Below are 26,722 nucleotides of genomic sequence, written 5' to 3'. Positions count from 1 at the left end.
CTCGCAATTTTCGAGGGTTTACTTTTAAATACTTTATAGAGTCTCTTTGCGGGGGCACGGAAAAAATTTCCGCGATCGTTGTCTACATATCTGCGCAATCAGGGTAGAGCCTATCACTCCTTAGAATAAACAAACTTTGAAATAAAATTATATTGTTTATTCTTATTACTATAACTTATTAGTAATCCTTTTTTATTGTAAGTATATTCTATTTCGCTGTCTTCCGATACTTCTTTTATTAATTGCTTTTGTTCATTGTAAATAAATAATGTCTTGAAATTCACAACATCTATTGCGCTACTTTTTTCAATTGCACTCAATTCATTTTCAATATTTTCAATTTCAATTGAGGTTTTAAAAATATTTAATTGCTCTTTTGATATACTAAATAATTTTCTTGATTGTTTTGATGTTTTGATGTTTTTAGAATAAGTTATATTTGATTTATATAAATTAGCATAATGATTTAAGTCTGTCGTATTATGAAAATCAATTTCTATTTTCTTTAACTCTTTTCCATTACTAGTATCATTGTAAATTAGTTCCAATCCAATTCTTTCATTTTTATCATTAGTCTTTGTTTTCAAGATTAAATTTCTTTTCTCAAAATATAAATATTCGATTGATGTTGAATCAAAATCAACTCTCGATATTCTTATAATTTTATCTTCTTTATAAAAATAATATTGTTTTATATCTTTAGAATCTGAACGTGAAGCTACTGCACCATTTGGACTACAAGTACTAATGAGCCGACCTCTACTATCGAATAAAATTTCAGATTGTAACATTAGTCCAACAGGTTTTTTATAATAATTTGGATTCTTTTTTGATATGACCAAATATTTTGAAGCCTTAACTATCCCATTTTTTGCGATAACATCTTGAGGAAAATCTATTTGAGCAAATAATTTAAAACTCAAAAACATCAAGATAAAAGTTGTTTTTATACTTTTCATTTTACTTTTTTTATTTGTTTGCCTTATACCATGGATCATTTTCATATGGTCGCCCACCATTATCAAATGCAAATTGGATATGCAAACAAAAAGTAGAGAAAAAGTTAAGCTACATTTTTGTAATTAGTTAATTTATTAAATTCTTCAATAGTTTTATAGTTCAAAGCAGAGTGCCTTCTTTTTTTATTGTACCAAATTTCGATGTATTCAAAAATTTCAAGTTCCATTTGTTCTTTAGTAATTAGTTTATTCCCATAAATTAATTCTGTTTTTAGTGATTTGAAAAAACTTTCTGCAACAGCATTATCCCAGCAATCTCCTTTACGGCTCATACTTCTAGTGACAGTTTTAAAAGAGTCAAGCATATTAGTAAAGCTTTTATTAGCATATTGAATTCCTCTGTCGGAGTGGAATATTAATTCATTTGTAATTTTTCGATTTTTAAGTGCCATTTTCCAAGCTGTTAATGTAGTTTGTTTAGTACTCAAACCATTGCTTAGACTCCAGCCAATTATTTTTCTGTCGAACAAATCCAAAATAATTGTGAGATACAAAAATCCGTCCTTTGTTTGAATATATGTTATATCTGAAACCCAAGCTTTAGATGGTTCCTTCACCGTAAATTCTCTTTTTAAGATATTTGGAACAACAAAATGATTATGTTTTGAATTGGTTGTTACTTTAAATTTTTTACTCAATTTACTGTACAAACCTAATTGCTTCATGTATTTAGCGACTGTTATTCTAGATATTTGATATCCTATATTTTGAAGTTCTAAAGTAATTCTTGGACTTCCATATCGCTGTTTGGTATTAAAATATATTGAAGTTATTGCTTCTTTTATTAAAATCACTCGTTTTTGCCTTTCTGAAACAATCTGTTTTTTCCATTTATAGTAACTGCTGTTGCTTACTGCTAAAACTTTGCACATCTTTTCAATCGAATATATTTTTTCATGGTCTTTTATGAAAAGATAAATCATCGACCTCCCTTGGAAAAGATGCTTATTGCCTTTTTTAAGATATCACGTTCTAATTCTGCTTCTTTTAATTTTTTTTCAAGTTCATGAATTTTTTCTTGTTCGGGACTTAGTTTTAAATTGCCTTTTCCAGGAAAACTTCCCGTTCCAAATTCTTGATAATCTTGGCGCCATTTATAAAGCAAAGCAGCTGTAATACCAAGTTCCTTGGCAAGTAGAGAGATATTATCTCTTTCATAACTTAATTGGACTGCTTTCTCTTTGAAAATGCGGTCGTAATTTTTACGATTTTCTTTCATGGTCTAAAGTTAAGATTTTGTCCTTAACTAGAACTCCACGCTAAGTTAGCACATCCATGGCTATAGGTAATGTGTAAGTAGCAGTACCGGAAGCTGCTATCTGCAGTTCGCCTTTAGTATCTGTAAAATTTTGAGAAAATGAAAAATGAGTTACTAAAATAAAAATGAAAAAGTAAAATTGTTTCATATCGAAATCTTATTGTTTAATGATTTTAATTGTTTTAGGATCGCCTGATTTATAATTGAGTAATACAACATAAACCCCGGAAGGATAAGACTGAAACAAAATGTTTTGGGTGTTATTGTTTTTAGTTGCCGTATACGTATTTAAAACCTGCCCCGTTATTGAAAAAACCTGAATTGAAGTTATATAATTGTCATCCGTCAGTTCCCATTTTAAATAAAGTTCTTCTTTTACAGGATTAGGATAATAGGAGAACCTATCTTCTGCTGAAAATTTTTCTAAATCTTCATCAACAAGTGCTTCAATTTCTTTGATTTGTTTTCCAGTTTCCGGTGGACAGTTAGTACACAATATCCTGCTTACCTGATTGCCGGCAGTATCATAACTAAATTTTATTTTAGTTTGGGCAATAGACGAAAGTGACAATAGAAATAGAAGAAATGGTAATTTTTTTATCATATCTATGGGGTATTTTATAAAATTTAATTTGGTGCAAATTCAATCAATAATGACTTACAAAACAATACCCACATTTAGTGATTTACAATAAAATAATATATGTTTCTTTTTACTTCAAATTATTATAAAACGATAAAAAAATGGTAAAACGATTGAGAGAGTTGACAAAAGCTTTGAAAATCTGTAAAACAAAAAAACGTCCGAAAATTTCGGACGCTTTTTATTGCCTTATTTAGAAAACTATATATTATTGGGGACAATCTACTTTGGTCAATGTATTTTTTACATCAAATTTTAATGTTTTTCTGTCTTTAAAACTCACTTTTCCATTTGCTTCTACAATATCTCCATAACCTTCAATATAAGTTCCGTCTTTTTGTAAAAATGCTACTTCCCGAATTGATGAAACACCTTCTGAATCAAAAGTATAATCAGCTATAAGAGTATCTCCATAAATGTTTCCTATTAAAGTTCCTTCATTTTTATCTTTCCCTGCCAAATTATAGCTTAGTTTTCCGTTTACTTCCTGATGAGAGTTTACATTAAAACTCATCTCAATAGTACTGCCTTTTGCATTCCAGGTATAACATTGATCTCCGGCTGGCTCTACAATTTCTGCTTCTTTAGGAGGGCTTGGAATTATTTCCGCTGGTGGTGGTGTTGATTCTTTTTTACAAGAAATAAATACACTTAACATAATCATTATTGCAAATATTTTTTTCATAATTTTAAATTTTACTGTTATTAACTTATAAAATTAATTGAATAAAAAAAAATCCACTCGTATTACGAATGGATTTTTTTATATAATTCCCATACCAGTAATACATTTTAAGCATCTAAATCAACAGTAGTTTTAGCAGCAATTTCCTTGTATGTCCCGTTTACTAATTTTTCACGGATTGCTTCAAAAGCAGTAAGCGTTTCAGCAATATCAGCTAATGTATGTGATGCTGTTGGAATAACACGCAATAAAATCATTCCTTTTGGAATAACCGGATAAATTACGATCGACAAGAAAATACCATAATTTTCTCTTAAATCATTTACCATCACCATCGCTTCCGGTACGCTTCCTTCAAGATAAACCGGTGTAACACAAGTATTGGTATCGCCAATATTAAATCCTTTACTTCTCAAACCATTTTGTAAAGTGTTTACGTTTTCCCATAATTTATCTTTTAAACCTGGGTTATCACGTAACATTTGTAAACGTTTTAATGACCCAATTGTTTGGATCATTGGTAAAGCTTTCGCAAACATTTGAGAACGTAAGTTGTATTTTAAATAATCAATTATGTCTTTATCTGCAGCTACAAAAGCACCAATATTAGCCATCGATTTAGCAAAAGTAGAAAAGTATACATCAATACCATCCTGACAACCTTGCTCCTCACCTGCTCCTGCTCCTGTTTTTCCAAGTGTTCCAAAACCGTGTGCATCATCAACCAAAAGACGGAAATTGTATTTCTTTTTCATTTCTACAATTTCTTTCAATTTTCCTTGCTGACCACGCATTCCAAAAACACCCTCAGTAATAAAAAGAATTCCTCCTCCAGTTTCTGTAGCTATTTTGGTAGCACGCTGCAGGTTTTTCTCCATACTTTCGATATCGTTATGTTTATATGTAAAACGTTTTCCGCTATGCAAACGAACACCATCAATGATACAGGCGTGACCATCAACATCATATACAATAACATCATTTCTTGTTACCAAAGCATCGATTATAGAAACCATTCCCTGATAACCAAAATTCAATAAATAAGCCGATTCTTTCATTACAAAAGCAGCTAATTCATTTTCTAATTGCTCATGATATTTAGTATGACCACTCATCATACGGGCTCCCATTGGGGCAGCAGCACCATATTGTAAAGCCGCATCTGCATCTGCTTTACGTACTTCCGGATGGTTTGCCAGACCTAAATAGTCATTCAAACTCCAATTCAAAACCTCTTTTCCCTGAAATTTCATTCTTGGACCTAAATCTCCTTCTAATTTTGGAAATACAAAATAACCTTCTGCCTGAGAAGCCCATTTTCCTAATGGCCCTTTATTGTTCTGAATTCTTTCGAATAAATCTTTTACCATAATATATGTAGTACTATTTTTTTAATTTAATCAGCGAGCAAAAATAAAAATTTATTCATTGGTATCATAATAATTTAAAAATGATTCGGTTTCAAAACGGCTCTTTAATAAACTTTTAAGGAAAAATTTTCAGACTTGAAGTAAATTTCCTCGTAAAATCTTAATTCATTTTCAAAAATTCAATAATTTAAAGATGTTATAAATTTGACAAAAGGCACTCACATTGTTTTTATTTTTATTAATTTTAAAACACTTTAAACAAAAAATCTTAACACCTGATCTAATGGCTTTAAGCAACACGAAAGACCTAAAATTAGCCGTTCTTATTGATGCTGACAACGTACCTTACAGCAATGTAAAAGGAATGATGGAAGAAATAACCAAATTTGGGACCCCAACAACAAAAAGAATTTATGCTGACTGGACCAAGCCAAATTCTAATGGGTGGAAAAGCGTTTTACTCGAACACGCCATAACTCCTATTCAGCAATATAGTTATACCGTAGGTAAAAACTCCTCAGATTCAGCACTGATTATTGATGCCATGGATTTGCTTTATTCAGGTAAACTGGATGGTTTTTGCATTGTTTCCAGTGACAGCGATTTTACACGTCTTGCCATTCGTTTACGGGAATCCGGAATGAAAGTAATTGGTATTGGCGAAAAGAAAACTCCAAACTCCTTTATTGTTGCCTGTGACAGGTTCATTTATATTGAAGTTCTGGATGGTGCCATTCAAAAGAAAAAACCAAAACCGACTGCTGCAACAGATTCAAAAAAACCTGCAGAAAAGCCAGCTGCAAAGGCTTTAGCTAAAATAGACACCGGTACAATTGATTTAATTGAAGCCACAATTGAAGATATTGAAGATGATGATGGCTGGGCTTTTTTAGGCGATGTTGGAAACTTAATTGTGAAGAAAAAACCCGAATTTGATCCTCGAAATTATGGTTTTTCGAAACTGACGCCAATGTTGAAATCATTAACAGATATCCTGGAGATAGATGAAAGAGAGTCTGACAAAAAAGGTATCAAACATGTTTATGTCAGACTGAGATTCAACTAAATCAAATTTTATATTTTAAGATTAAAAAAACATGAGACAAAAATTCTTTATCTACGGCTTCTTGTTGTTTCTAATTGTTGCCGCCATATATTATTATTTCAAGCTTGGTTTCTTACTGCTAATTATTTTACCCATTTTGTTAGTTATTGGATTTTTTAATACCCTTCAGAAAAAACATGCCATCTTACGAAATTTTCCTGTTTTGGGCTATTTCAGATATCTTTTTGAAATGATTGCGCCTGAAATTCAGCAGTATTTTATCGAAAGATCTACTGATGGAAAACCTTTTTCCAGAAATCAGCGTTCATTAGTATATCAAAGAGCCAAAAATATTGACTCCAATACACCTTTTGGAACCCAGTTAAATCTCAATGAAAGAAGTTATGAAGGAATCAAACATTCGATTTTTCCGGCAAAAGTAAACGAAGAATTACCACGGGTTTTAGTAGGCGGAAAAGATTGCAAACAACCTTACCTAGCTTCATTACTAAATGTTTCTGCAATGAGTTTTGGTTCTCTGAGTGAACATGCGGTTCGAGCCATAAACATTGGTGCTAAAAAAGGAAATTTCTACCAAAACACAGGAGAAGGCGGATTAACAGAGTTTCATTTAGCAGGAGGAGGCGATATTACCTGGCAGATTGGTACCGGTTATTTTGGATGCCGCGATGCAGAAGGAAATTTCAATCCTGAAAAATTCTCTGAAAAAGCCAATCTTCCAAACGTAAAAATGATCGAAATTAAACTTTCTCAAGGTGCTAAACCAGGTCACGGAGGTGTACTTCCGGCGGCTAAAAATACTGTGCAAATTGCAAAGATAAGAGGCGTAGAACCACATACCATGATTCTTTCTCCTCCAGGGCACCATGCTTTTTCTGATGCGAAAGGATTAATTTATTTCATTAAACAATTGCGTGATTTATCAAACGGAAAACCAATCGGATTTAAATTATGTATTGGAAACACCGCAGAATTTGAAGCTATCTGTCATGAAATGATTGCTGAAGATATTTATCCGGATTTCATTACCGTTGATGGTGCCGAAGGAGGAACCGGTGCCGCTCCTTTAGAGTTTTCTGATGGTGTAGGAATGCCTTTTGAACCCGCTCTGATATTTGTAAACAAGACGCTTACAGGATTAAATATTAGGGACAAAATACGTATTATCGGAAGTGGAAAAATTATTTCTGGTTATTCAATTCTTCACGCCATTGCTTTGGGAGCAGATATGTGCAATAGTGCCAGAGGATTTATGTTTTCTTTGGGCTGTATACAGGCACTACGTTGTCACAATAATGAATGTCCTACAGGAGTAGCCACTCAAAACAAAATGCTAATGAAAGGTTTGGTAGTGACCGATAAATCAGATCGTGTGTATCATTTTCACAAAAACACTCTACATGCTGCGAATGAACTTTTGGCTGCTGCCGGAAAATCGAGTTTTGCTGATGTTGACATCAATATTTTCATGCGGGGTGATGAATTTGCAAATTTATCCGACTCTTATTTCCCTGATAATTTATCGAATGTAACCAATCATTAATACAAAAGCCTCTTTGTTCACAAGTACAAAGAGGCTTCTTTTTATATTTAAAGCTAAATTCAGAGCTTTGCAGCGACCTTTTTTACTGCAGAACCTGTAAAAGTGGCCAATTCTTCTTTACCTATTAATTGTTTTGCAATAATGGAGTTATTATAGGCTAATAAATAAACATCAAACTTTACATCTTCATCGATCAATTCTTTAGAAATCTGATTATTCTCGATCATTCCTTTCAATAAATCGGGAAATGATTTGCCGTAAGCTAGTTTGTTTTCATCTGTTTCCTCAAGATTGGTTTCAATTCTTATTTCAATTTTATTATCTTTTAAAAATGCTTTGGCACTGGTACTAGTAATATTTGGACCATTTATAGAACTCGAAGTATTGTAGGTCGTTACGTGTTCCTGAATTTTTTGCTTTGTATTTTTACAGCTTACCAACATTAATACAACAACAAAAACAAATGCGATTTGGGTAGTTTTTTTCATAAATTATTGGATTTATAGTTATTTTTTAACTCAAACATAATTAATTTATAATACAAAAACAACATCCGAGTATAAAAAAACAACCCATAATTCCTTGAATACAAATCAATTAAGAATTAAAAAAAAGCAATTTGTAAGAATAAATAAAAACACTTATTCTATTTATTTTAAATTATAAACACAAAAGTCTCTTTAAATTAAACTTAAAGAGACTTTTATATGTAAGAATTTAATCGGGGTGTATATTATAAAAATTTGATTGATTATTTTAAATATTGAAGCGATTCCTTTGTGAGCACTTCCTTATTTAAAACAGTATTATCATCAGCCAAATAATAAAGGTGAAATTCTACTCCTTCTTCTATTAATTCTGTTGGAATCTGATCTTTTTTAATCATGGATTGTCTCATTTTTGCAAATGCTACAGAAGTAGCAACTTTCTTGCCCTCGTTTTGTTTTAAATTAGTTTCAAAACGCAATTCTATTTTGTTATCATTAATGTAACCTCTTGCTGTAGTAAGCGTTACATTTTCGGCTCGAAAACTCGGAGCAATAGTTTTGTTGTATGTAACAACATACTCCTGAAGTTTTTGTTTGGTATTTTTACAGCTTATCAGCAACATTACAACAAAAAGAGTAAAGGCAACTTTGGATATTTTGTTAATCATAACTTTTGGTTTGATGCTATATTTCAACTTTTATTACAATCTTATTCAGTAATCCGTCTGTAATCATTGGTGCATGCACATCTTCAGGGAAAAGAATTACAAATTGATTTTCTTTCAATTTAAAAAACATATCAGGTGCATCTCTAAAAAAACGTACATCTTTCTCTTCATTATAACCACCATTTGGAGTTTTGCAGTCTGCTCTTGGTTTCCATGCAAAAGTTTCTGTTTCACTTATACAAAACTGAATATCAACATTTTTATCATGACATTCAAAAGTTGCCAGACTCTCTTCTATTGTTTTTCCTTTACCCTGAAAACCAAAAAACTTTACACCATCTGTTTCATGTTTAAAATCTGCCGGAAGGTTTTGAACATCATTATTGCGTAAATAATCAAAAGCTTTTTTAAAAGACGGATGCAAAACTTCATATTTTGCTGCATTTTGTAATGAATCTATTATCATAATTCTATTATCGTTTAAAGTGATATTTTCTTGTAAAAATAAGACAATAATTTATTCCAAATCCTATAAATTATTCAATTTACAAAATCAATTACAACTTCTTTGTAACTTTGTTTATCTCAAATTTCCCTAAAACTAGCCAGTGCTCCATTTGAAAAATTATAGAACAATATATTTCCTGTTGCTCATATCGGTCATTTTTCTTGGAATTATTTCCCGAAAAATTGATTTTATCCCCTTGTACTTTGGAGATTTTCTCTATGCTGTGATGATCTATATTTTGACAAGAATAGTTCTGATCAAAAACAAACCGGTTCAAATTAGCATTCTTTCACTTTTTGTCTGTTATTGCATTGAATTCTTTCAGCTTTGTCAGGCAGAATGGATTATTGCAATACGAAAAACACTTTTTGGAAGATATGTTCTGGGACAAGGTTTTTTATGGACTGATTTGATAGCATATACTTTTGGAATTGCAGTTACATTAATTATTGAAAAAATTATTTTAAAAAAAATCACTTATGAAACTCGTTTTTGCATCAAACAACCTGAATAAAATTAAAGAAATTCAAAGCATATTAAACGGATCTATCCAAATATTAAGCCTGGAAGAAATTGGCTGTCACGAAGAAATATCGGAAACAGCGAATACTATAGAAGGAAACGCTATTTTAAAAGCCAATTATATAACTGAAAAATACGGTTACGATTGCTTTGCCGATGATACCGGACTTGAAGTTACAGCTCTAAATGGAGCACCTGGTGTTTTTTCGGCGCGATATGCCGGAGAACAAAAAGATGCAAATGATAATATGGATAAACTTTTAGATGCTTTAAAAGAGGAATCTGACAGAACTGCAAAGTTCAAGACCGTTATTGCATTAAACTTAAACGGAGAACAGCATCTTTTTACCGGAATTGCAAAAGGAGAAATCACCCTCAGTAAAACAGGAAACCGCGGGTTTGGATACGATCCTATTTTTCAGCCTGAAAATTATACGGAAACTTTTGCCGAATTAGCTTCAGAAATAAAGAACAAAATTAGTCATCGTGCAAAAGCAACAGAGCAACTAATTGATTTTCTGAACTCAACAAAATAATTGTTTAAAATACAACATTTAAATAGGTAAATTTTATATTTTGAGACGTGTTTTTTTAGATTTACTGTCAAAATGTTTTTCATTACAAACATAACTTTTTGATAATCAAATAATAACAAATACACAATTCTTAAAATAGCATTAGTTTATCTGAATAATTAACAGTAATTTTGCACCCTATTTTAAATACACATATGAATAAATTTGAACAATTAGGATTGAATGAATCGTTACTGAAGGCGATTTTAGATCTAGGATTTGAGAATCCGTCAGAAGTACAGGAGAAAGCGATTCCCCTATTATTGGAAAAAGACACAGATATGGTTGCGTTGGCTCAGACAGGGACAGGGAAAACAGCAGCATTTGGTTTTCCGCTAATTCAAAAAATTGATGCTGACAACAGAAATACACAAGCATTAGTTTTATCGCCAACACGAGAACTTTGTTTACAGATTACCAACGAACTTAAAAACTACTCAAAATACGAGAAAGGTATTAATGTGGTAGCAGTTTACGGCGGGGCTAGTATTACAGAGCAAGCTAGGGACATTAAGAGAGGAGCACAAATTATTGTAGCAACTCCGGGAAGAATGCAGGACATGATCAACAGAGGTTTGGTTAACATTAAAAATATAGATTACTGTATTCTTGATGAGGCTGATGAGATGTTGAACATGGGATTCTATGAAGACATCGTATCTATTTTATCCGATACTCCAGATCAAAAAAGTACATGGTTGTTCTCTGCAACTATGCCACAAGAGGTTGCCAGAATTGCAAAACAATTCATGAGCGATCCTGTAGAAATTACTGTTGGAGCTAAGAACTCAGGTTCTGCAACAGTTTCTCACGAATTTTACTTAGTAAATGCACGTGATCGTTACGAGGCTTTAAAACGTTTAGCCGATGCAAACCCGGATATTTTCTCTGTGGTTTTCTGTCGTACAAAAAGAGACACACAAGCGGTAGCTGAAAAATTAATTGAAGATGGATACAGTGCAGCTGCATTGCACGGAGATTTATCTCAGGCGCAACGTGATGGTGTAATGAAATCTTTCCGTGGAAGACAAATTCAGATGCTTGTTGCTACTGACGTTGCCGCACGTGGTATTGACGTTGATAATATTACTCACGTAGTAAATTACCAGCTTCCTGACGAAATTGAAACATACAATCACCGTTCAGGGCGTACAGGTAGAGCTGGGAAATTAGGGACTTCTATTGTTATTGTTACAAAAAGTGAGTTGCGTAAAATTTCTTCTATCGAAAGAATCATTAAACAAAAATTCGAAGAAAAAACAATTCCATCCGGAATTGAAATCTGCGAAATTCAGTTATTACACTTAGCAACCAAAATTAAAGATACTGAAGTTGATCACGAAATTGACAACTATTTGCCAGCAATCAACAATGTTCTTGAAGATTTATCTAAAGAAGAGCTGATTAAAAAAATGGTATCTGTAGAATTTAATCGTTTTATTGCTTATTACAAGAAAAACAGAGATTTATCATCACAATCTGGAGAAAGACGTGAGAGAAATGATTCTGAGCCAAGAGAGTTCAATAATAACGGTGCAGTTCGTTATTTTGTGAACATCGGATCAAGAGACAATTTTGACTGGATGACGCTTAAAGATTATTTGAAAGAAACATTAGACTTAGGTCGTGATGACGTTTTCAAAGTAGATGTAAAAGAAGGTTTCTCTTTCTTTAATACTGATCCTGAGCACACTGATAAAGTAATGGAAGTATTAAACAACGTTCAATTAGAAGGACGTCGTATTAATGTTGAAATTTCTAAAAATGACGGTGGAGGAAGACGTGACCACAATAATCGTGGTGGCGGACGTAGTTCTGGCGGACCAAGAAGAGAAGGTTCTGGCGGAGGAAGTTTTGGCCCAAGACGTGAAGGTTCTGGTGGTGGATTCAGAAGCGACAGAAACTCTGCTCCTAGAGAAGGTGGCTTCAGAAGCGACAGAAATTCATCTGCTCCTAAAAGAGAAGGTGGTTTTAGAAGCTCGACTCCAAGAACCGAAGGTGGTTCAGACAGAGCTCCAAGACGTTCTGAAAGCTTTGGTGATTCACCAAGACCAAGAAGACCAAGAAGAGATTAATAATTTAATATCTTTAAATACAAATCCCAAATTCCAGATATAATTGGAATTTGGGATTTTTTCTTACATCAAATAATCTTATCAGTGCCTTTGTTAATTTTCTGATAATTATATTCCAAGACTACGAAATATTTAATCCCGATTTACTACTTTTAATGCTTTAAATCAGGATATGAAATATTTCACAGTTTTCTTTTTCACACTATTCTCAGCTATCGGTTTCGCACAGGAAACGGCATCTACTGTTCCTCAACGGGTTTCCGGTTACATTTATAACGACAATAGTAAAGAGCCTATTCCCAATGTAAATGTCATTAACACCAACAAAGTGCGTGGTGCTATGTCTGATGCAAAAGGATATTTTGAAATAGATGTTCAGGCTAACGACACCCTTCATTTTTCTATTTTAGGTTTTCAATCCCTAAGAATCAGAGTTACAAATGACTGGATAAAAAACAAAGTCACAAGAATTCAGCTTACCGAAAAAGCAATTGCTCTTGAAGAAGTTGTTATTGCTCCTTTTAGTTTAACCGGTTATCTTGAAGTGGATTCAAAATTAATTCCAACCAAAGAAAATTACCGTTATAGTATTTCCGGGCTTACACAAGGTTACGAAGCAGGTGAATATTCTCCAAACGCTTTCGGAAAAGTTTTGGGTTCTATTTTTAATCCCGCCGATATGCTCTATAACTTCTTTGGTAAAAACGGGCGAGAACTTAAGAAGCTTAAAGAAATGAGAAAAGATGATACTGTTCGAAATCTTCTGGAATCAAAATACGATCGCGAAACTGTATCTGTATTGTTAGGTGTAAGCAAGGACGAAATTCCGGAAATCCTGCATCGATGCAGTTATTCAGATGCCTTTATTCAGGAAGCAAATGATTTACAAATTATGGATGCTATCAGTGCCTGCTACGAACAATATAAGGTATTGAAACGAAATTAATTAGAAACACATATATCATCCTCAATTTTAAAAATTGGGGATTTTTTTATGTCTTTAAGGATTTTAAAAACACTACATTTACTTTAATGTTATTAATTTAATTTAAAATCAACATATTATGGCAAAGAGTCAGGATGCTAAGAAAACATCAAAAAAAGAACCGTTAAAAACGGCTAAAGAAAAAAAAGAAGAAAAGAGAGAAAAGAAAAACTCTCCTAAAAGGGATTAAATTTGATAGATACAACCACAGTTTTCAATTCTCAGCTAACTGATTACCAAAAACTGTGGCTGTTAACTTATTTAATCGGAATATTAGAAAGGATTTCTAATACAAACTTCCAGTATTTCTGAGCAGATGAAATACTTGCTCTTTCATCCGGAGAATGTGCACCGTGAATTGTTGGCCCAAAAGAAATCATATCCATATCAGGATAATTTGTCCCTAAAATTCCACACTCTAAACCAGCATGACAAGCGACTACTTTTGGCTTTTCTCCATTTTGTTTTTCATAAATATCTTTTAAAACTTCTAATATTTCAGAATTTACATTTGGAGTCCAACCCGGGTAAGACCCTGAAAATTCCACTTCGCAGCCAACCAATTCAAAAGCGGAACGCAATGCATTTGCTAAATCAAATTTTGAAGTTTCAACAGAAGAACGCGTCAAACATCCAACCAAAATTTCTCCATCTTTTGCAATAACACGTGCAATATTATTGGAAGTTTCAACCAAATCAGCCATGTCGGCACTCATTCTGTAAACGCCGTTATGAGCTGCATAAATTGCTCTGATTATCCCCTCCTGAACACCTAAATCCATTACTTTTTCAGGCAAATCACATTTTACGATTTCAATTGATAAGTTTGGTTCAGTTGTTTTATACTCGGCTTTAATATCATTGATAATTTCCTGCATATCAAAAATATAAGCTTCATCGAACATTTCAGAGATAATTACTTTCGCCACACTTTCTCTTGGAATCGCATTTCGTAAACTTCCACCATTAATTTCAGCAACCTGTAATCCGAAGTTTTCGAAAGCGTCAAATAATAATCGGTTCATTATTTTATTGGCATTCCCCAACCCTTTATGAATATCCATTCCTGAATGCCCGCCATTTAACCCTTTTACAGTAATAATATGACCAACAGAACCTTCCGGAACTTCTTCTTCATGATAACTTCTTGTAGCTGTTACATCAATTCCGCCCGCACATCCAATATCTATCTCATCGTCTTCTTCAGTATCCAGATTCAACAAAATCTGTCCTTGCAGAATACCGCCTTTAAGATTTAATGCTCCCGTCATTCCGGTTTCTTCATCAATGGTAAACAAAGCTTCAATAGCAGGGTGTGGAATGTCTTTACTTTCTAATATAGCCATAATTGTAGCTACTCCAAGACCGTTATCTGCTCCAAGTGTCGTACCGCGCGCACGTACCCAGTCACCATCAACATACATGTCGATTCCTTGTTTATCAAAATCAAAAATCGTATCAGCATTTTTTTGGTGCACCATATCCAGGTGTCCCTGCATTACGATTGATTTGCGGTTTTCCATTCCCGGAGTTGCCGGTTTTCTGATGATTACATTTCGAATATCGTCTTCAAAAGTTTCTAAACCTAAACTGGTACCAAAGTTCTTCATAAACTCAATCACACGCTCTTCCTTTTTAGACGGACGCGGAACGGCATTTAAATCTGCAAATTTATTCCAAAGTGCTTTTGGCTCCAGATTTCTTATTTCCTGACTCATTATATTTTGTTTGATGTTTAACAATTAAGAGCTCCAAAGTTACAAAGTTTAAATTCTTTTTCGATACTAATTAATATTGTATTTATATTTACGTATTAAAAATATATCCCGTGAAATCCAAATACATTTTACCTTTATTTCTTTTAATTCAGATTATCTTTTTAAAAATCCTGCGGTTCTTTCCGGATTTTGTTGAAGGAGCTTACAGCAACAATTTTTACATTAGAATTTCACATTTTTCAAGAACACTTTTGGGAAGAATTCCTTTTTCTGTAGGTGATTGTATTTATGCAATTTTAATTATTTCTATAATTGGCTGGTTTTGGAAAATTAGAAAAACCTGGAAGGCACAATGGAAAGACCATCTTCTTAAAATCTTAGGCAAAGTTTCAGTTTTTTATTTTTTCTTTCATCTGCTTTGGGCATTCAATTATTACCGTGAGCCGCTTTTTCAAAAAATGGATATTAGAAAAGAATATACAGATGCTGAATTATTAGCTTTTACAAAAAGATTAATCGTTAAAACGAATGAAATTCAGTTGAAGATTACTAAAAGTGACAGCATAAAAGTAGTTTTCCCTTATTCACAAAAAGAAGTTTTTCAGATGAATTTAAACGGATACGATAATCTGTCCAAAGAACATTCTTATTTTAAATACGAAACCTTAAGTGTAAAAAAATCGCTATTCAGTATTCCTTTAACCTACATGGGTTTTGGAGGCTACCTGAATCCCTTTACCAATGAAGCTCAGGTGAATGATTTATTACCTATGTACAACTTTCCTCTTACGAGTTCTCATGAAATGGCCCATCAAATGGGTTTTGCAAGTGAAAGCGAATGTAATTTTATTGGAGTTCTGGCATCGGTTAAAAATGACAACTTATATTATCAATATTCAGGATATAGTTTTGCTCTGCGCTATTGCCTTGGAATCTGGCAATTTAAAAATGAGAAAATTTTTGAACAGTTAAAAAAACAAACGCATACAGGAATTCTAAAAAATTACAAGGAAAGTCATGATTTTTGGAAGAAATACGACACTTTTATTGACAAAGGATTTCACTTTCTTTATGACAATTTCTTAAAAACAAACAATCAAAAAGACGGAATGGAAAGCTATAGCAAGTTTATTGATTTGATGATTAATTATTATAAAGGAAAAGAGTTTTGATATTTTTCCTTCATAATAATTAATTTCAGAAAAAACTGATAAAATTTTAAAACCGTCAGTATAAATCTTTAAGGTAAAACTTCTATTTCTAAACCTGAATTCCAGTTTTTATTTTCATTTTCATAATATAAATATGCTGAAGAAGCCACTCCTTTATATTTTCCGGGAACAATTGCCTTTAAATCGATGTTGACATTCCTGGTTTCTTTACTGTCTAATTTCCTGAAATACAACACTAATTCACTATCAAATATTTCGTAATAATCGACTGTATTCTTCTCTGTAAGTTCTTTCAGCTGCCACGGCTCCGGTGTAAGTCCGCCCGGAATTCCAATTCTTACAATGGGATTTGAAACCTGGTTATTACTGCTGTTTTGAATTTCAATTTCAAGTCTTGCTGTTTCGCTTATTTTTATTGTGTTTTTCAACAGTTTTGTTTTCAAAACTAACTTACAATCTTCAGAATTATGAGGCTTATACGTTTGATATTGTACATAAAATAAATAAGGTACTGAAGCCTGATCCGGAATTTGAATAGAAAAATTATTATTGCCTGAATTTACATTTAGATTTTTCAAAATTACATTTCCTTCTTTTTCTTTTTGTGTTACGCCAATTGGCTGATTATTTAAATGTAGTATCGCATCTTTTAAAGTAGCATTATAAGAAGCAATTTTAGTATATTCTGTAATAGCTTTCAAAGCTAAGGCCGTGGCTTGTGTTGATCCAAATCCGTAAACGCTTTTTGATGACTGAATGTAATCTAACACATCCGAAACCTGTTTTGTAATCTCGCCTTCTTTCAATAAAGCAAGAGCATAAAGAGAGGCAATCTCCATACTCATCGATCTTCCGTAACTATTAATAATCGATTGTTCTGCCTTTAAATCTTTAAAGTTCTGTTTGCCTATCGCTGTTTTAATTAATTTCATCAATTGTTTATATTCTTCTTTTTTATTTAAGTTGAAAGATGTTAACGCTATCAATTCCATTCGGTATAAATCTCTGCTTTTTAAGGATTCTTTTAAAGCAGTTTCATATTGCTTGTCAAAATCTTTTTGGCTTACTTCTGATAAAACATATACGATATAAGCATTATTTACTACATATTTAATTCCTGAGAAGCCATATTTAGCCGGATTTTGATTAAACCCACCCTTATCATCTTTTCTCGAATTCAGCCATTTTAGATTCCCTTCAATAAGTTTTTTATCGATATTGATAAATTCCTTCATTTCATTAAATTGTAACAAACCATAAGCTGTTAAGGCTTCATTACCTGGATTTCCTCCGTACCATTCATAACCACCTTCTTTCGATTCATAGTTTCGTAACTTTCTGTATCCAATTTCTAAGTATTTCAAAGCCCTTTCTTTAAATTCAGGCGAAATATTTCTGAACTTCAATAAGTGCATTGCCATTATGTTAGGATAATTTGATGACGAAACCTGCTCAAAACAACCCGAAGGTTCACGCATCATACTTTGCAGCCCATCAAAAATTGAAGAAAACGGATTATATAACAGTTTAAATCCGGCATCTACTGAACCTGGTATCGGCTCTGTAATAGTAAAATCTGCATTATGCGATTTTGTTCCGGCAATATCGACATTCATAGGAAAACCTTTTGCATAAACAGCAATAAATTTCAGGATTTTTGTTCTGTAATTTTCTCCTTCTAACGTAATTTCCAAAGGAAGTTTTTTTCCAATCGTTTTGGCCGTTATTGAAATATAAATCGTTTTCGCTTCTTTTGGTTTTAATTCTACCGACTGACTATTATCTTTTTTATCAAAATCAACTTTACAATTTAGCTTTATATTATTTTCGGAATTATTTTTTACCCAAACTGGTAGCTGTATCACATCTTCCTGCGAGGCATAAACAGGAACTTTTACATCACTTTGAATTAATTCTTTTACTGCATAAGATGTTTCTGCTCTTCCAATATCTCCTTTATAAGAAGTACCTTCACCCACTATTTTGAAAGAAGTATTATCATCAGAATTGTAAAATTCAAAATTAGCTTCGCCTTTATTATTTGTTTGTACAATTGAATTCCAATAAATACAGCTTCTAAAATCTTTTTTTTCTTCGACAATCGTTGAACCATATTTTGGGGCATAAAAATTATCTGCCTCATTAAGCTGTTTTGTACCGGATTTTAAAATGTTCTGAAAAGTGTAATTATATTTCTTTCCTAAAATAACATTTCCGGTTAGCAATTTATTCTTTGTTGTTATAATAATTACACCATAAGCTCCACCTGAACCATATATTGACGTGGCAGAAGCATCTTTTAAGATGGTAATTGATTCGATTAAGTGAGGTGACAAGTTTCCTAAAATAGACGAATTTTCATTGTTTGCATATGGAATTCCGTCTAATACGATTAAAGGCTGTCCCGATGAGCGGCTGCCGTAAATTGAAGATGTTCCCCGAATTCTAATTTTATCAGCTCCGCCAGGCTGACCGGACGCTGACGTAATTTGAACCCCTGCAACCCTTCCATTTAATGCTGAAGAAATATCCTGACGTGTGACTATAGAAACTGCACCGGTTAGCGATGATTTTCTTTGATAACCATATCCTACAACCACAACTTCATTAAGAGCATTGTTTTCTGAATCTAACAAAACCGAATTTACAACTGGTTTTGCATTTACGGCTTCACTTATAGGTTTCAAATCGTTATAACTAACCTCCAGAATATCTTTATTTGAAAGTGTGTCTTTCATTTTCAAAAAGACCTTTTCATTTGAAATCGAGTTTGTTATTGTATATTGTCGGTTGTTTTTGCTTTCGACTGCGAGATAGGCCAAATCTGAAAAAGGAATCCTATTGAATTTAAAATAACCGCTTGAATTACTTTTTGTTTCAAAAACTTTTCCTTTATCTGTAAAAAAAAGCACTTTTGCCGAAACTGGTTTTTGTTTATAATTTTGCACAAAACCTTCTACTATATTGCTTTTTTCAGGTTCGAGGTTTTGTCTCTCCAAAAGTAGTTTTTCAAAATTTTCCTGATTGTATTTTCTCCATCCGTGCGTATTTAAGAGCAAATCAATGGCTTGTTCCTTTTCTTCCACTTTTTTATTAGTATCGAAATAAAATCCCGGTTCATGGATTTTTCCTTTTAATTCTGTCCCAAGAAACATCCAGGATAAAATATCATCCTGCTTGTCATCAATATAAGTAAGCAGTTTTGAATCGACTACTGAAACTGAAATATTTGATGAAACAGGCTCATTATTTTTATCTTTTGTAACAATACCAACCTTTACTTTTTCTCTTGGTAAATAAGTTTGCTTATCAGTTTTAATTTCTATTTTAAGTCCGTTCTGGTAATTCAAAAACACAAGTCTTTCAGCCACAATTTTATCTTCAACCATTAAAGAAAATGATTGAATCCCAACCGGAAAATCTTTTGTTTTTATATTCAGTAAGTTCCAGCCCTGTTTCAAATCTAAATTAACTGCCTGATGAATTTTCGCTATATTTCGAACTAAAACTTTAGCTTCAATTGTTAAAGGAGCATAAATTTTCAGAGAAACATTTTCCGGATTCTTTACGGCATTAATAACAAAATCACTTTTTTGGGCTAATGGCAATGCTATTTTTTCTTCAGATTTGAAAGGCGAAGTAACTATTGCAAAATATTTTTTATTTTCTTCAGTTTTTAAAATCACATTTCCCATTCCGTCATGAAGGCTTTTAAATTCGGTGATTTTATTCCCTTTTTCATCTTCAATAAAACCAGCTACATCCATAGGGCGTCCAAATTCGTTTTTTGCAATAAAAAACAATGTCGAAGCTTCGTTTAAAACAAAATTGCCGCTTTCTGGTAAGAACTGAAGGTCTGTAAAATTTAGATTTATAGGAATTGAACGTATTACCGATTCTTTTAAATTTTCATAATCTAGGATTAAATTTAGTATTCCGTCATTAGATTTTAAGTCATTTGGAAGTCTGAATCGTATCAATGCTTTTCCTGATTCATCTGTTTTTGCATGAAGAGAATCTATTTTTTTTCCGGCAATGAAAATGTTGTAATTAAATTCATAGTTACGGATAGGCAGGTTTTCTAAATTTTTCAATTCAAAATCAGCTTCACAAAACTCGCCTTTTCCATAGGCTTTTTTCTTAAAGTCGAGTTTCATCAAAATTCTGGGTGAAACAACCTTTTGCACAAAGAAACTTTTTTCAAAAATATTTTCTGAAGTCTGACTCTGAAGCCTGGTATACGCCTTGATTTTGTACATTCCTGCAACTCCGTCATCAGGAATTTTATAAGAGCCAATAACGCTTCCATGGCTCACAGCATAGTTTTGAGTCGTTATTTTTTTATTTACACCATCAAATAAGTCGACATAAAGGTAATCGCTCAAAGTCGTTGGACTATTATCATTTTCAGCAATGTAAACTTTAAAATAAACAGTTTCACCAGGAATATAAAGTACATTATTGAGCTGCAGATAAACCTTCTCTGTAATTGGTTTTTGGTAAACAGCGTTCCAGTCATTTTCTATATTTTGCGTTTTTACAGTCTGAAATAATAGTAAAAACAATATGTATTTTAAATTTTTCATCTGGCTAAAATTTTATGGTTAAGGACGAACCGAAGCTTCTCATCATTGGTGCATTAAAATAATCCAATCCAGCTGAATCTAAAGAGCTAAACATCGAATTACTACTGAAAGCACTCTTACTTTTGGACAAAATAAATACGTTGTTTACAAAAAATGAAAGTGTGTAATTGAATTTTTTAAGTTGATAATCGGGGTTGTTTGAATAGGACAAACTGATGGAGTTCAATCTAAAATAAGTGGCATCTTCAATACCAGCTTCTGCAACGCCGTCAATTCCGTATCTGATCCAGCGATTTTGTTCAACCGGAAGATTAACATCATAAAAGGAAACTGGTTTTGTGTTTACAGAGCCACCCTGCTTAACACCCTCAAAAACATAGTTTGTAATATTTCGCTGTTTTTCTGTCACTTCAGATTTCCCGTAATAATTTAAGGTCTGTTGGGTTCCATTCCACATTTCGCCACCCTGACTCCAATCGAATGAAAGATTAAGTGTGAATTTTTTATATTTGAATGAATTAAAAAATCCTGCAACAAAATCCGGATTTGGATCTCCTAAAATTTTCTGTTCTGAATCTTCTATCGGAAAACCATCATCGCCAATTATTATATTTTGATTATGATCTCTTAAATAACCGTTCCCTACAATAACTCCAAGCGGCTGACCAACAATATAGCTTTTATTAACATCAGCAAAACCTGCAAATGGAATTCTGTCAAGATTATTATTGAGACTAATGACTTTATTTTTATAATGACTAAAATTCAAATTGAAATTATAGGTAAAATCTCTGTCGTAAAATGTTTTTTGTATTTCAAACTCAACCCCATTTTGCTTATAATTTACATCTGGTGACCAATTAACTGTATTCAGGTTAAAATTGGGAACGTATAAATTTTCAACTCTTTTATGGTAAAAAGTGAGACTAAAATTCCATTGATAATTTAAAGCATAGGCCAAACCTAAGTTTGTATTGATTTCCTCTGTTGGAATGGCATTTTTAGGCGTTATAAGTTCTAAATTATTATGAAGTTCTTTAAATTGCCCGACATTATAACGCAAGGAATTAAAATTCAAATTATTATTCTGCAGGGAAGGCTCCACCTGGTTATAAGACTGACTAATACTAAATGACAGCTGTTCATCAAAAAGCCTTTTTATTTCTGCCGAAGCCAGAAAGTTGGGCATAAACTTTCCTTTTACGGTTGAAGAATAATTAAGGTTCGTATTCGCTTTTAAGACCAATTCGTCATAATAAGAAAGAATATCCCGAAAAGTATAGGATATGTTAGCGTTATAAAAAATTTCAAATCGCTGCTGAACAACATTTATTTTATTTTGATTCAAACCGCTCTCAGGAAAGTCATCTGGAGATGTAAATCCGGTAAAATAATTTCTCTCTAAGTTTCTCTCCTGAAACCTGAAATCGATTTTTGTTTCTACAAATCGATGAGTATCAATAGTACGGTTAAAAACATCTGAAACTGAAAAATTGGTAAATCTTTCTGTTCTCTTATTAAAATTGGGTGCGGCAATTCCGGCAAAATAAAAGTCCTGACCATTTGTATTTGTAATTTCAGAAGATTGAAAACCGGTATTTATAATATTCGAATTTTTAAGTTTGGCATATTTATGATTAAAATTGAACGAGATTGTTTTACTTTTATTTTTATCTACATCATTCAAAATCAAATAATATGGATTGTTTTCAGACGCAGCATAACTCCGCTGTAAACCATTTGTTAATGTCGAAGCAAAATTATTATCAAAATGAACAGGCGTAATGGCATTGGCAAAAACAATCTTATTTACTATAAAATTTGAATTGGGAAGATTGTTTTCGAAATCATCATAAGATAAAATAGTTTCAATTTTACTGTATTTAGAAACGTTTCTAAAATATTTAAGAGAAGCAGCAATTTCATTATTTCTACTCGTTGGAATCGTGATTCTGCCTGTTTTATACACAAAATTTATTTTCATAAAATTCCCCTTTGATCCTTCAATTTGAGTGTTTAGCAAATATTTATTATCAACTGTATTTTTAAAAAAATCGTTTGGATTATAAAGCTGTACTGAATTTCCATTACCTAACGTCTTGTTTACAATATTTCCCTGTGGATAATATTCTGAAGGATTGCCGGAATATTCTAAAGAATTTATATTAGGTCCCCAGCTGAAAATTTCATTTGTTTCGGGAGACTGATATAATAACTGCCCATTCTGGCTTTTTCCCTGCGCATATGTTTTTTGATAATTTGGCATTCGAATTGGAGATGAAACAACTAATTCCTGAGTTGCCTCAAAAGACAATTTATGATACTGACTTTTATATTTCAAGTTATAAAGCCCATCAGCACTTCTGTCTATTTTCATTAAATACCCCTCTCCCATTCCTTCCCAAAGGCTAAAATCAAAAATCCCTGAAGGTTCAGAAATTTTAACGGAATCTGTTGGTTTCTTTAATTTGTTAGTATAATCATCATTTAAAACAGGCTCTACCGTCTGATCATTTTTTTGAACATTTAGACTTGTAACCTTAATGATTTTAGGTTTCATTCCGATAAAAGAAATTTTTAATTGTTCACCAATTTTAACCTCGATGGCGTAATTTCCGTCAAAATCAGAAGTCGTACATCTTGAAGTGTTCATCACACAAATTGAAGCACCGGGAACAGGAATACCATTTTCACTTACATTACCGTAATACAAATTCTGCGAGAATCCGGATGCTGTAACAAAAAAAAAGGCTAATAGTAGTATTGGTTTCATAAAATTGGCTTTTATATAGAGAGAGTGTTTGAGGCTAAAAGGTTGGAAAGAAAAATAAAAATTATTAGATTGATCCTAAAATTATATTTTAATCTTAATTATTTTTATTTTCACACTGTAACAAAATACCATTATCCCTACTAATACAACATGAGCGAAAACCTAGAACAGTCATTTGTTGTGCAATTACAGGCAAACCAGAATATAATCCATAAGATTTGTAGGTTATATACTGCCGGCGAAGATGCCCATAAAGACTTGTTTCAGGAAATTACCATTCAGCTCTGGAAAGCGTATCCTAAATTTAGGGGAGACAGCAAATTTTCGACCTGGGCTTATCGTGTTGCTTTAAATACTGCCATTACCCTATACAGAAAAACCAAACGAACCGTATCGACTGTAGAATATGAAAGCCATCAGCATTTTGTAAAAGATGTTGACTACAATTATGAAGAGGAAGAACAGATTAAACTGATGTACAAAGCCGTATATCAGCTAAATGACATTGAAAAAGCATTGGTTTTTATGTTTCTGGAAGACAAAGATTATCAGGAAATAGCCGAAACATTAGGTATTAGTGAAGTGAATGCGCGTGTGAAAATGAACCGAATTAAAGGCAAACTTAAAAAAATATTAAATCCTTAAAATACCACCATGAAAGAACTGGATTTATTAAAAAAAGACTGGAAAAAGAACGCGGATTCTTTTGAACAAATTTCTGAGAAAGAAATCTACAAAATGATTCACAAAAAATCATCTTCAACCGTAAAGTGGATTTTGATTATCAGTATTTTGGAAGTACTGTTTTGGACTGCTTCAAATTATTTTTCGAATATTGATGATATTCTCAAAAAAATAAATCATCCTGAAATTATACTTTATATGGAAGTCTTGATGTACTTTAATTATGCTGTTGTTTTAATTTTTATTTATTTCTTCTATAAAAATTATAAAACAATTTCCACAACAGTATCAACGAAGTTATTAATGAGCAGTATTCTAAAAACCAGAAGAACGGTTCAGTATTATGTTTGGTACAACCTGGCAATGATCGTTGTTTCTTCAGTATTAAGTTTCTTTATTGGATATGTTTATAATCCTGACATGGCAATCATTAGAGATAAATTAGCATTAAACGGCAAAGCAATGTTGTTTTCCATACTTGCTTTGGTTTTACTTACTTTAGTGTTTTTCGGGATGTTCTGGTGTATTTACAGACTTCTATACGGAACTTTATTACGTAGATTACATGCTAATTACAAAGAGCTAAAGAAAATTGATTTTTAATATTTAAATTACTAAAATTCTAAAGGAAATTGCCTGAATTTTCATTAAAATTCTACTGCCGTTAAACTGAAATTAAACTTGAAACTTTTAAAAATCTAATTTTCGTTTTCTGAAGCCTTATAACTCCATCTTCTCATTTCATTAAGTTCTTCCTGGACTTTTAATTCTTCTGCCGGGATAACTTTTAAAAATGATGGATGCTGTTCTATTGCATATTCTACTTTTTCAACAATTTCTTCAATAGTATCATTTTCATAATCAATCTCAAGAGGCTCTTTGATAATAAATGATTGCAGAATATTTTTCTTTTTCATTCGAAGGCCTTTTTTATCAAATGAACGGCGAAACCCATCAATAACAATTGGTATTACAATAGGTTTATGCTGCTTGATAATGTGTGCAGTACCTTTACGAACAGGTTTAAACGATTTTGTAGTACCCTGTGGAAATGTGATTACCCAGCCATCTTCAAGAGCGATTCTAATGTTTTCAGTATCATTTGGATTAACATCACGCTTTTCAGTTACGTCCACTCCTTTTGAGCGCCAGGTTCTTTCTACGGTAATTGCTCCCACGTAAGCTAAAATTCTTGGCAGTAAACCAGCCTGCATCGTTTCTTTGGCCGCAACATAGTAAATATTCATTTTTGGCTGCCATAAATACCCAATATTTTTAATATTATCCTGGCGACCGCTTAAGCTTGCATTAAAAACATGGAACATCGCTACCACATCGGCAAAATAGGTCTGATGGTTGGATATAAACAAAACATTCGTATCAGGTAATGATTTAATTATTTCAGATCCATCAATCTGCAAATCATTAAAACCTCTATATCGTCTGTGTGTCATGGCGCCCAAAATGCGGATTAACCATTTTTTAATAAATAATATATGTCCGAAAGGATTTCGTTTAAACAATCCCATAGCAGTGAATTATGTGTTTTTGTTAAGGCGCAAACATACAAAAATTATTTTTCTGGAAATTTTCATAAACATTTTCAAAAATAAACAGTTATAATAATGAATATCAAATCATTAAATTTACGTTTTTAAATCTTTTTTTTCAAAAGTAATTTTCAAAACTTCTCTTAATTCACTTAATATCATCGCCGTCGCTCCCCAAACAACATGATTTTGAATATTAAATGCAGGAACTGAAATATTAGTAGCATATGAGGTTGATAGTGTGGCCTCAATTATAATTTCATCATTTAAAAAAACTGAAAGCGGGAGTTCTATAATATCTGCTACCTCTCTGATATCAGGGTAAAATGAAAGTTCTTGTGATGAAATTCCTAAAAAGGGATGTACTAAAAAATTACTTGGCGGAATATACATTGGTGTAAATTGCTTAATAATCTCTATTTTTTCAGATGAGATTCCTACTTCTTCGTGTGTTTCGCGCAAAGCCGTTTCACGAAAATCAGCATCTGAAATTTCATACTTACCACCCGGAAAAGCAATTTGAGAAGAGTGCACGCCATTATAAGCATTACGAACAATTAAAACCAAATGTGTTTTATCATCTTTAGGATATAACAACATCATAACGGCTGCAATTCTTGGTTTTTTGGTTGATAAATCAAGGTTTTTCATTAACTGAATCCTTTCTAAAGGAGCCATTTTTACATGTGCTTTATCAGCCGGAAGTTCAACCGGAATTAATTTAGGAACATATTGCAAAAAATCTTGAAAATCCATAATCAAAGTTTATTTTTGTACTTTCAAATAAATTATAAATATAGCCCAGAAAACGCGTTTTCACAAGTTTTCTAAAAC

The 26,722-nt window shown here is 32.4% G+C and carries 23 protein-coding genes; 9 read left to right on the top strand and 14 right to left on the bottom strand.

Annotation, left to right across the window (positions count from 1 at the left end):
- Window positions 1-113: 113 nt before the first annotated feature.
- The 6 genes from BXU10_RS04820 to BXU10_RS04795 form a co-directional block, all read right to left on the bottom strand.
- Window positions 114-959 (bottom strand): hypothetical protein, encoded by an 846-nt coding sequence (locus BXU10_RS04820; protein WP_123921948.1) that lies wholly within the window; start codon window positions 957-959, stop codon window positions 114-116.
- A 104-nt stretch (window positions 960-1,063) separates the two neighbouring features.
- Window positions 1,064-2,238 (bottom strand): IS3 family transposase gene (locus BXU10_RS04815; RefSeq protein ID WP_223255388.1). Its coding sequence is split into 2 segments (ribosomal slippage): window positions 1,064-1,983 and window positions 1,983-2,238, totalling 1,176 coding nucleotides; the frame shifts between segments, so codons are not numbered across the junction.
- A gap of 40 nt (window positions 2,239-2,278) precedes the next feature.
- Window positions 2,279-2,425 (bottom strand): hypothetical protein, encoded by a 147-nt coding sequence (locus tag BXU10_RS24940; protein ID WP_189328055.1) that lies wholly within the window; start codon window positions 2,423-2,425, stop codon window positions 2,279-2,281.
- Window positions 2,426-2,434: 9 nt separating this feature from the next.
- Entirely contained in the window at window positions 2,435-2,881 is a 447-nt protein-coding gene (locus BXU10_RS04805; protein WP_078226345.1) for a T9SS type A sorting domain-containing protein, read from the bottom strand.
- Window positions 2,882-3,128: 247 nt separating this feature from the next.
- Window positions 3,129-3,605, bottom strand: a complete 477-nt coding sequence (locus BXU10_RS04800; protein WP_078226344.1) for a hypothetical protein — start codon at window positions 3,603-3,605, stop codon at window positions 3,129-3,131.
- 107 nt (window positions 3,606-3,712) lie between these two features.
- Window positions 3,713-4,975, bottom strand: a complete 1,263-nt coding sequence (locus tag BXU10_RS04795) for a pyridoxal phosphate-dependent aminotransferase family protein (protein WP_078226343.1) — start codon at window positions 4,973-4,975, stop codon at window positions 3,713-3,715.
- Between the two features lie 283 nt (window positions 4,976-5,258).
- On the opposite strand from BXU10_RS04795, the gene BXU10_RS04790 reads away from it, so the two are divergent.
- Complete coding sequence (locus BXU10_RS04790; protein ID WP_078226342.1) at window positions 5,259-6,041, top strand: NYN domain-containing protein; 783 nt, start codon at window positions 5,259-5,261, stop codon at window positions 6,039-6,041.
- 31 nt (window positions 6,042-6,072) lie between these two features.
- Window positions 6,073-7,584: an FMN-binding glutamate synthase family protein gene (locus BXU10_RS04785; protein WP_078226341.1), complete on the top strand. Its 1,512-nt coding sequence runs from the start codon at window positions 6,073-6,075 to the stop codon at window positions 7,582-7,584.
- 59 nt (window positions 7,585-7,643) lie between these two features.
- On the opposite strand, the gene BXU10_RS04780 is transcribed toward BXU10_RS04785, so the two are convergent.
- From BXU10_RS04780 to BXU10_RS04770, 3 genes are all read right to left on the bottom strand, one after another.
- A complete protein-coding gene (locus BXU10_RS04780) occupies window positions 7,644-8,072 on the bottom strand; it encodes a hypothetical protein (RefSeq protein ID WP_078226340.1) in 429 nt (142 codons plus the stop codon).
- 263 nt (window positions 8,073-8,335) lie between these two features.
- Window positions 8,336-8,740, bottom strand: a complete 405-nt coding sequence (locus tag BXU10_RS04775) for a hypothetical protein (RefSeq protein WP_078227914.1) — start codon at window positions 8,738-8,740, stop codon at window positions 8,336-8,338.
- A gap of 16 nt (window positions 8,741-8,756) precedes the next feature.
- Entirely contained in the window at window positions 8,757-9,206 is a 450-nt protein-coding gene (locus BXU10_RS04770) for a YhcH/YjgK/YiaL family protein (RefSeq protein WP_078226339.1), read from the bottom strand.
- A 142-nt stretch (window positions 9,207-9,348) separates the two neighbouring features.
- Between BXU10_RS04770 and BXU10_RS04765 the strand changes: the two genes are divergently transcribed.
- The 4 genes from BXU10_RS04765 (at window position 9,349) to BXU10_RS04750 (ending at window position 13,366) form a co-directional block, all read left to right on the top strand.
- Entirely contained in the window at window positions 9,349-9,762 is a 414-nt protein-coding gene (locus tag BXU10_RS04765; protein ID WP_078226338.1) for a DUF2809 domain-containing protein, read from the top strand.
- Window positions 9,728-10,306 (top strand): non-canonical purine NTP diphosphatase, encoded by a 579-nt coding sequence (locus BXU10_RS04760; protein ID WP_078226337.1) that lies wholly within the window; start codon window positions 9,728-9,730, stop codon window positions 10,304-10,306. The genes BXU10_RS04765 and BXU10_RS04760 overlap by 35 nt, the downstream gene beginning before the upstream one ends.
- A 194-nt stretch (window positions 10,307-10,500) precedes the next feature.
- Window positions 10,501-12,420, top strand: a complete 1,920-nt coding sequence (locus BXU10_RS04755; protein ID WP_078226336.1) for a DEAD/DEAH box helicase — start codon at window positions 10,501-10,503, stop codon at window positions 12,418-12,420.
- A 172-nt stretch (window positions 12,421-12,592) separates the two neighbouring features.
- On the top strand, window positions 12,593-13,366 hold the full coding sequence (locus tag BXU10_RS04750; protein WP_078226335.1) for a carboxypeptidase-like regulatory domain-containing protein: 774 nt from the start codon (window positions 12,593-12,595) through the stop codon (window positions 13,364-13,366).
- Between the two features lie 296 nt (window positions 13,367-13,662).
- On the opposite strand, the gene BXU10_RS04745 is transcribed toward BXU10_RS04750, so the two are convergent.
- A complete protein-coding gene (locus tag BXU10_RS04745; RefSeq protein WP_078226334.1) occupies window positions 13,663-15,123 on the bottom strand; it encodes an aminoacyl-histidine dipeptidase in 1,461 nt (486 codons plus the stop codon).
- Between the two features lie 110 nt (window positions 15,124-15,233).
- On the opposite strand from BXU10_RS04745, the gene BXU10_RS04740 reads away from it, so the two are divergent.
- Window positions 15,234-16,295: a DUF3810 domain-containing protein gene (locus BXU10_RS04740; RefSeq protein ID WP_078226333.1), complete on the top strand. Its 1,062-nt coding sequence runs from the start codon at window positions 15,234-15,236 to the stop codon at window positions 16,293-16,295.
- A gap of 68 nt (window positions 16,296-16,363) precedes the next feature.
- On the opposite strand, the gene BXU10_RS04735 is transcribed toward BXU10_RS04740, so the two are convergent.
- A complete protein-coding gene (locus BXU10_RS04735; protein ID WP_078226332.1) occupies window positions 16,364-20,881 on the bottom strand; it encodes a TonB-dependent receptor plug domain-containing protein in 4,518 nt (1,505 codons plus the stop codon).
- 4 nt (window positions 20,882-20,885) lie between these two features.
- Entirely contained in the window at window positions 20,886-23,654 is a 2,769-nt protein-coding gene (locus BXU10_RS04730) for a carboxypeptidase-like regulatory domain-containing protein (RefSeq protein ID WP_078226331.1), read from the bottom strand.
- Window positions 23,655-23,804: 150 nt separating this feature from the next.
- Between BXU10_RS04730 and BXU10_RS04725 the strand changes: the two genes are divergently transcribed.
- Window positions 23,805-24,299, top strand: a complete 495-nt coding sequence (locus BXU10_RS04725) for an RNA polymerase sigma factor (protein ID WP_078226330.1) — start codon at window positions 23,805-23,807, stop codon at window positions 24,297-24,299.
- Between the two features lie 9 nt (window positions 24,300-24,308).
- Complete coding sequence (locus BXU10_RS04720; RefSeq protein WP_031457311.1) at window positions 24,309-24,941, top strand: hypothetical protein; 633 nt, start codon at window positions 24,309-24,311, stop codon at window positions 24,939-24,941.
- A gap of 95 nt (window positions 24,942-25,036) precedes the next feature.
- Here BXU10_RS04720 and BXU10_RS04715 read toward each other — a convergent pair whose 3' ends face one another.
- Together BXU10_RS04715 and BXU10_RS04710 are read right to left on the bottom strand one after the other, a co-directional pair.
- Window positions 25,037-25,867: a 1-acyl-sn-glycerol-3-phosphate acyltransferase gene (locus BXU10_RS04715; protein ID WP_031457312.1), complete on the bottom strand. Its 831-nt coding sequence runs from the start codon at window positions 25,865-25,867 to the stop codon at window positions 25,037-25,039.
- 117 nt (window positions 25,868-25,984) lie between these two features.
- Window positions 25,985-26,644 (bottom strand): CoA pyrophosphatase, encoded by a 660-nt coding sequence (locus tag BXU10_RS04710; RefSeq protein WP_078226329.1) that lies wholly within the window; start codon window positions 26,642-26,644, stop codon window positions 25,985-25,987.
- Window positions 26,645-26,722 lie beyond the last annotated feature (78 nt).

The organism is Flavobacterium sp. LM4 (assembly GCF_002017935.1).
GTDB classification, from domain to species: domain Bacteria; phylum Bacteroidota; class Bacteroidia; order Flavobacteriales; family Flavobacteriaceae; genus Flavobacterium; species Flavobacterium chungangense.
Note: the sequence above shows the minus strand (reverse complement) of the source record. Positions and strands in the feature narration are given on the sequence as shown.

Coding starts and splice junctions, on each gene's coding strand:
- BXU10_RS04820 (WP_123921948.1), bottom strand. CDS start 959: ATGAAAAGTATAAAAACAACTTTTATCTTGATGTTTTTGAGTTTTAAA.
- BXU10_RS24940 (WP_189328055.1), bottom strand. CDS start 2,425: ATGAAACAATTTTACTTTTTCATTTTTATTTTAGTAACTCATTTTTCA.
- BXU10_RS04805 (WP_078226345.1), bottom strand. CDS start 2,881: ATGATAAAAAAATTACCATTTCTTCTATTTCTATTGTCACTTTCGTCT.
- BXU10_RS04800 (WP_078226344.1), bottom strand. CDS start 3,605: ATGAAAAAAATATTTGCAATAATGATTATGTTAAGTGTATTTATTTCT.
- BXU10_RS04795 (WP_078226343.1), bottom strand. CDS start 4,975: ATGGTAAAAGATTTATTCGAAAGAATTCAGAACAATAAAGGGCCATTA.
- BXU10_RS04790 (WP_078226342.1), top strand. CDS start 5,259: ATGGCTTTAAGCAACACGAAAGACCTAAAATTAGCCGTTCTTATTGAT.
- BXU10_RS04785 (WP_078226341.1), top strand. CDS start 6,073: ATGAGACAAAAATTCTTTATCTACGGCTTCTTGTTGTTTCTAATTGTT.
- BXU10_RS04780 (WP_078226340.1), bottom strand. CDS start 8,072: ATGAAAAAAACTACCCAAATCGCATTTGTTTTTGTTGTTGTATTAATG.
- BXU10_RS04775 (WP_078227914.1), bottom strand. CDS start 8,740: ATGATTAACAAAATATCCAAAGTTGCCTTTACTCTTTTTGTTGTAATG.
- BXU10_RS04770 (WP_078226339.1), bottom strand. CDS start 9,206: ATGATAATAGATTCATTACAAAATGCAGCAAAATATGAAGTTTTGCAT.
- BXU10_RS04760 (WP_078226337.1), top strand. CDS start 9,728: ATGAAACTCGTTTTTGCATCAAACAACCTGAATAAAATTAAAGAAATT.
- BXU10_RS04755 (WP_078226336.1), top strand. CDS start 10,501: ATGAATAAATTTGAACAATTAGGATTGAATGAATCGTTACTGAAGGCG.
- BXU10_RS04750 (WP_078226335.1), top strand. CDS start 12,593: ATGAAATATTTCACAGTTTTCTTTTTCACACTATTCTCAGCTATCGGT.
- BXU10_RS04745 (WP_078226334.1), bottom strand. CDS start 15,123: ATGAGTCAGGAAATAAGAAATCTGGAGCCAAAAGCACTTTGGAATAAA.
- BXU10_RS04735 (WP_078226332.1), bottom strand. CDS start 20,881: ATGAAAAATTTAAAATACATATTGTTTTTACTATTATTTCAGACTGTA.
- BXU10_RS04730 (WP_078226331.1), bottom strand. CDS start 23,654: ATGAAACCAATACTACTATTAGCCTTTTTTTTTGTTACAGCATCCGGA.
- BXU10_RS04725 (WP_078226330.1), top strand. CDS start 23,805: ATGAGCGAAAACCTAGAACAGTCATTTGTTGTGCAATTACAGGCAAAC.
- BXU10_RS04720 (WP_031457311.1), top strand. CDS start 24,309: ATGAAAGAACTGGATTTATTAAAAAAAGACTGGAAAAAGAACGCGGAT.
- BXU10_RS04715 (WP_031457312.1), bottom strand. CDS start 25,867: ATGGGATTGTTTAAACGAAATCCTTTCGGACATATATTATTTATTAAA.
- BXU10_RS04710 (WP_078226329.1), bottom strand. CDS start 26,644: ATGGATTTTCAAGATTTTTTGCAATATGTTCCTAAATTAATTCCGGTT.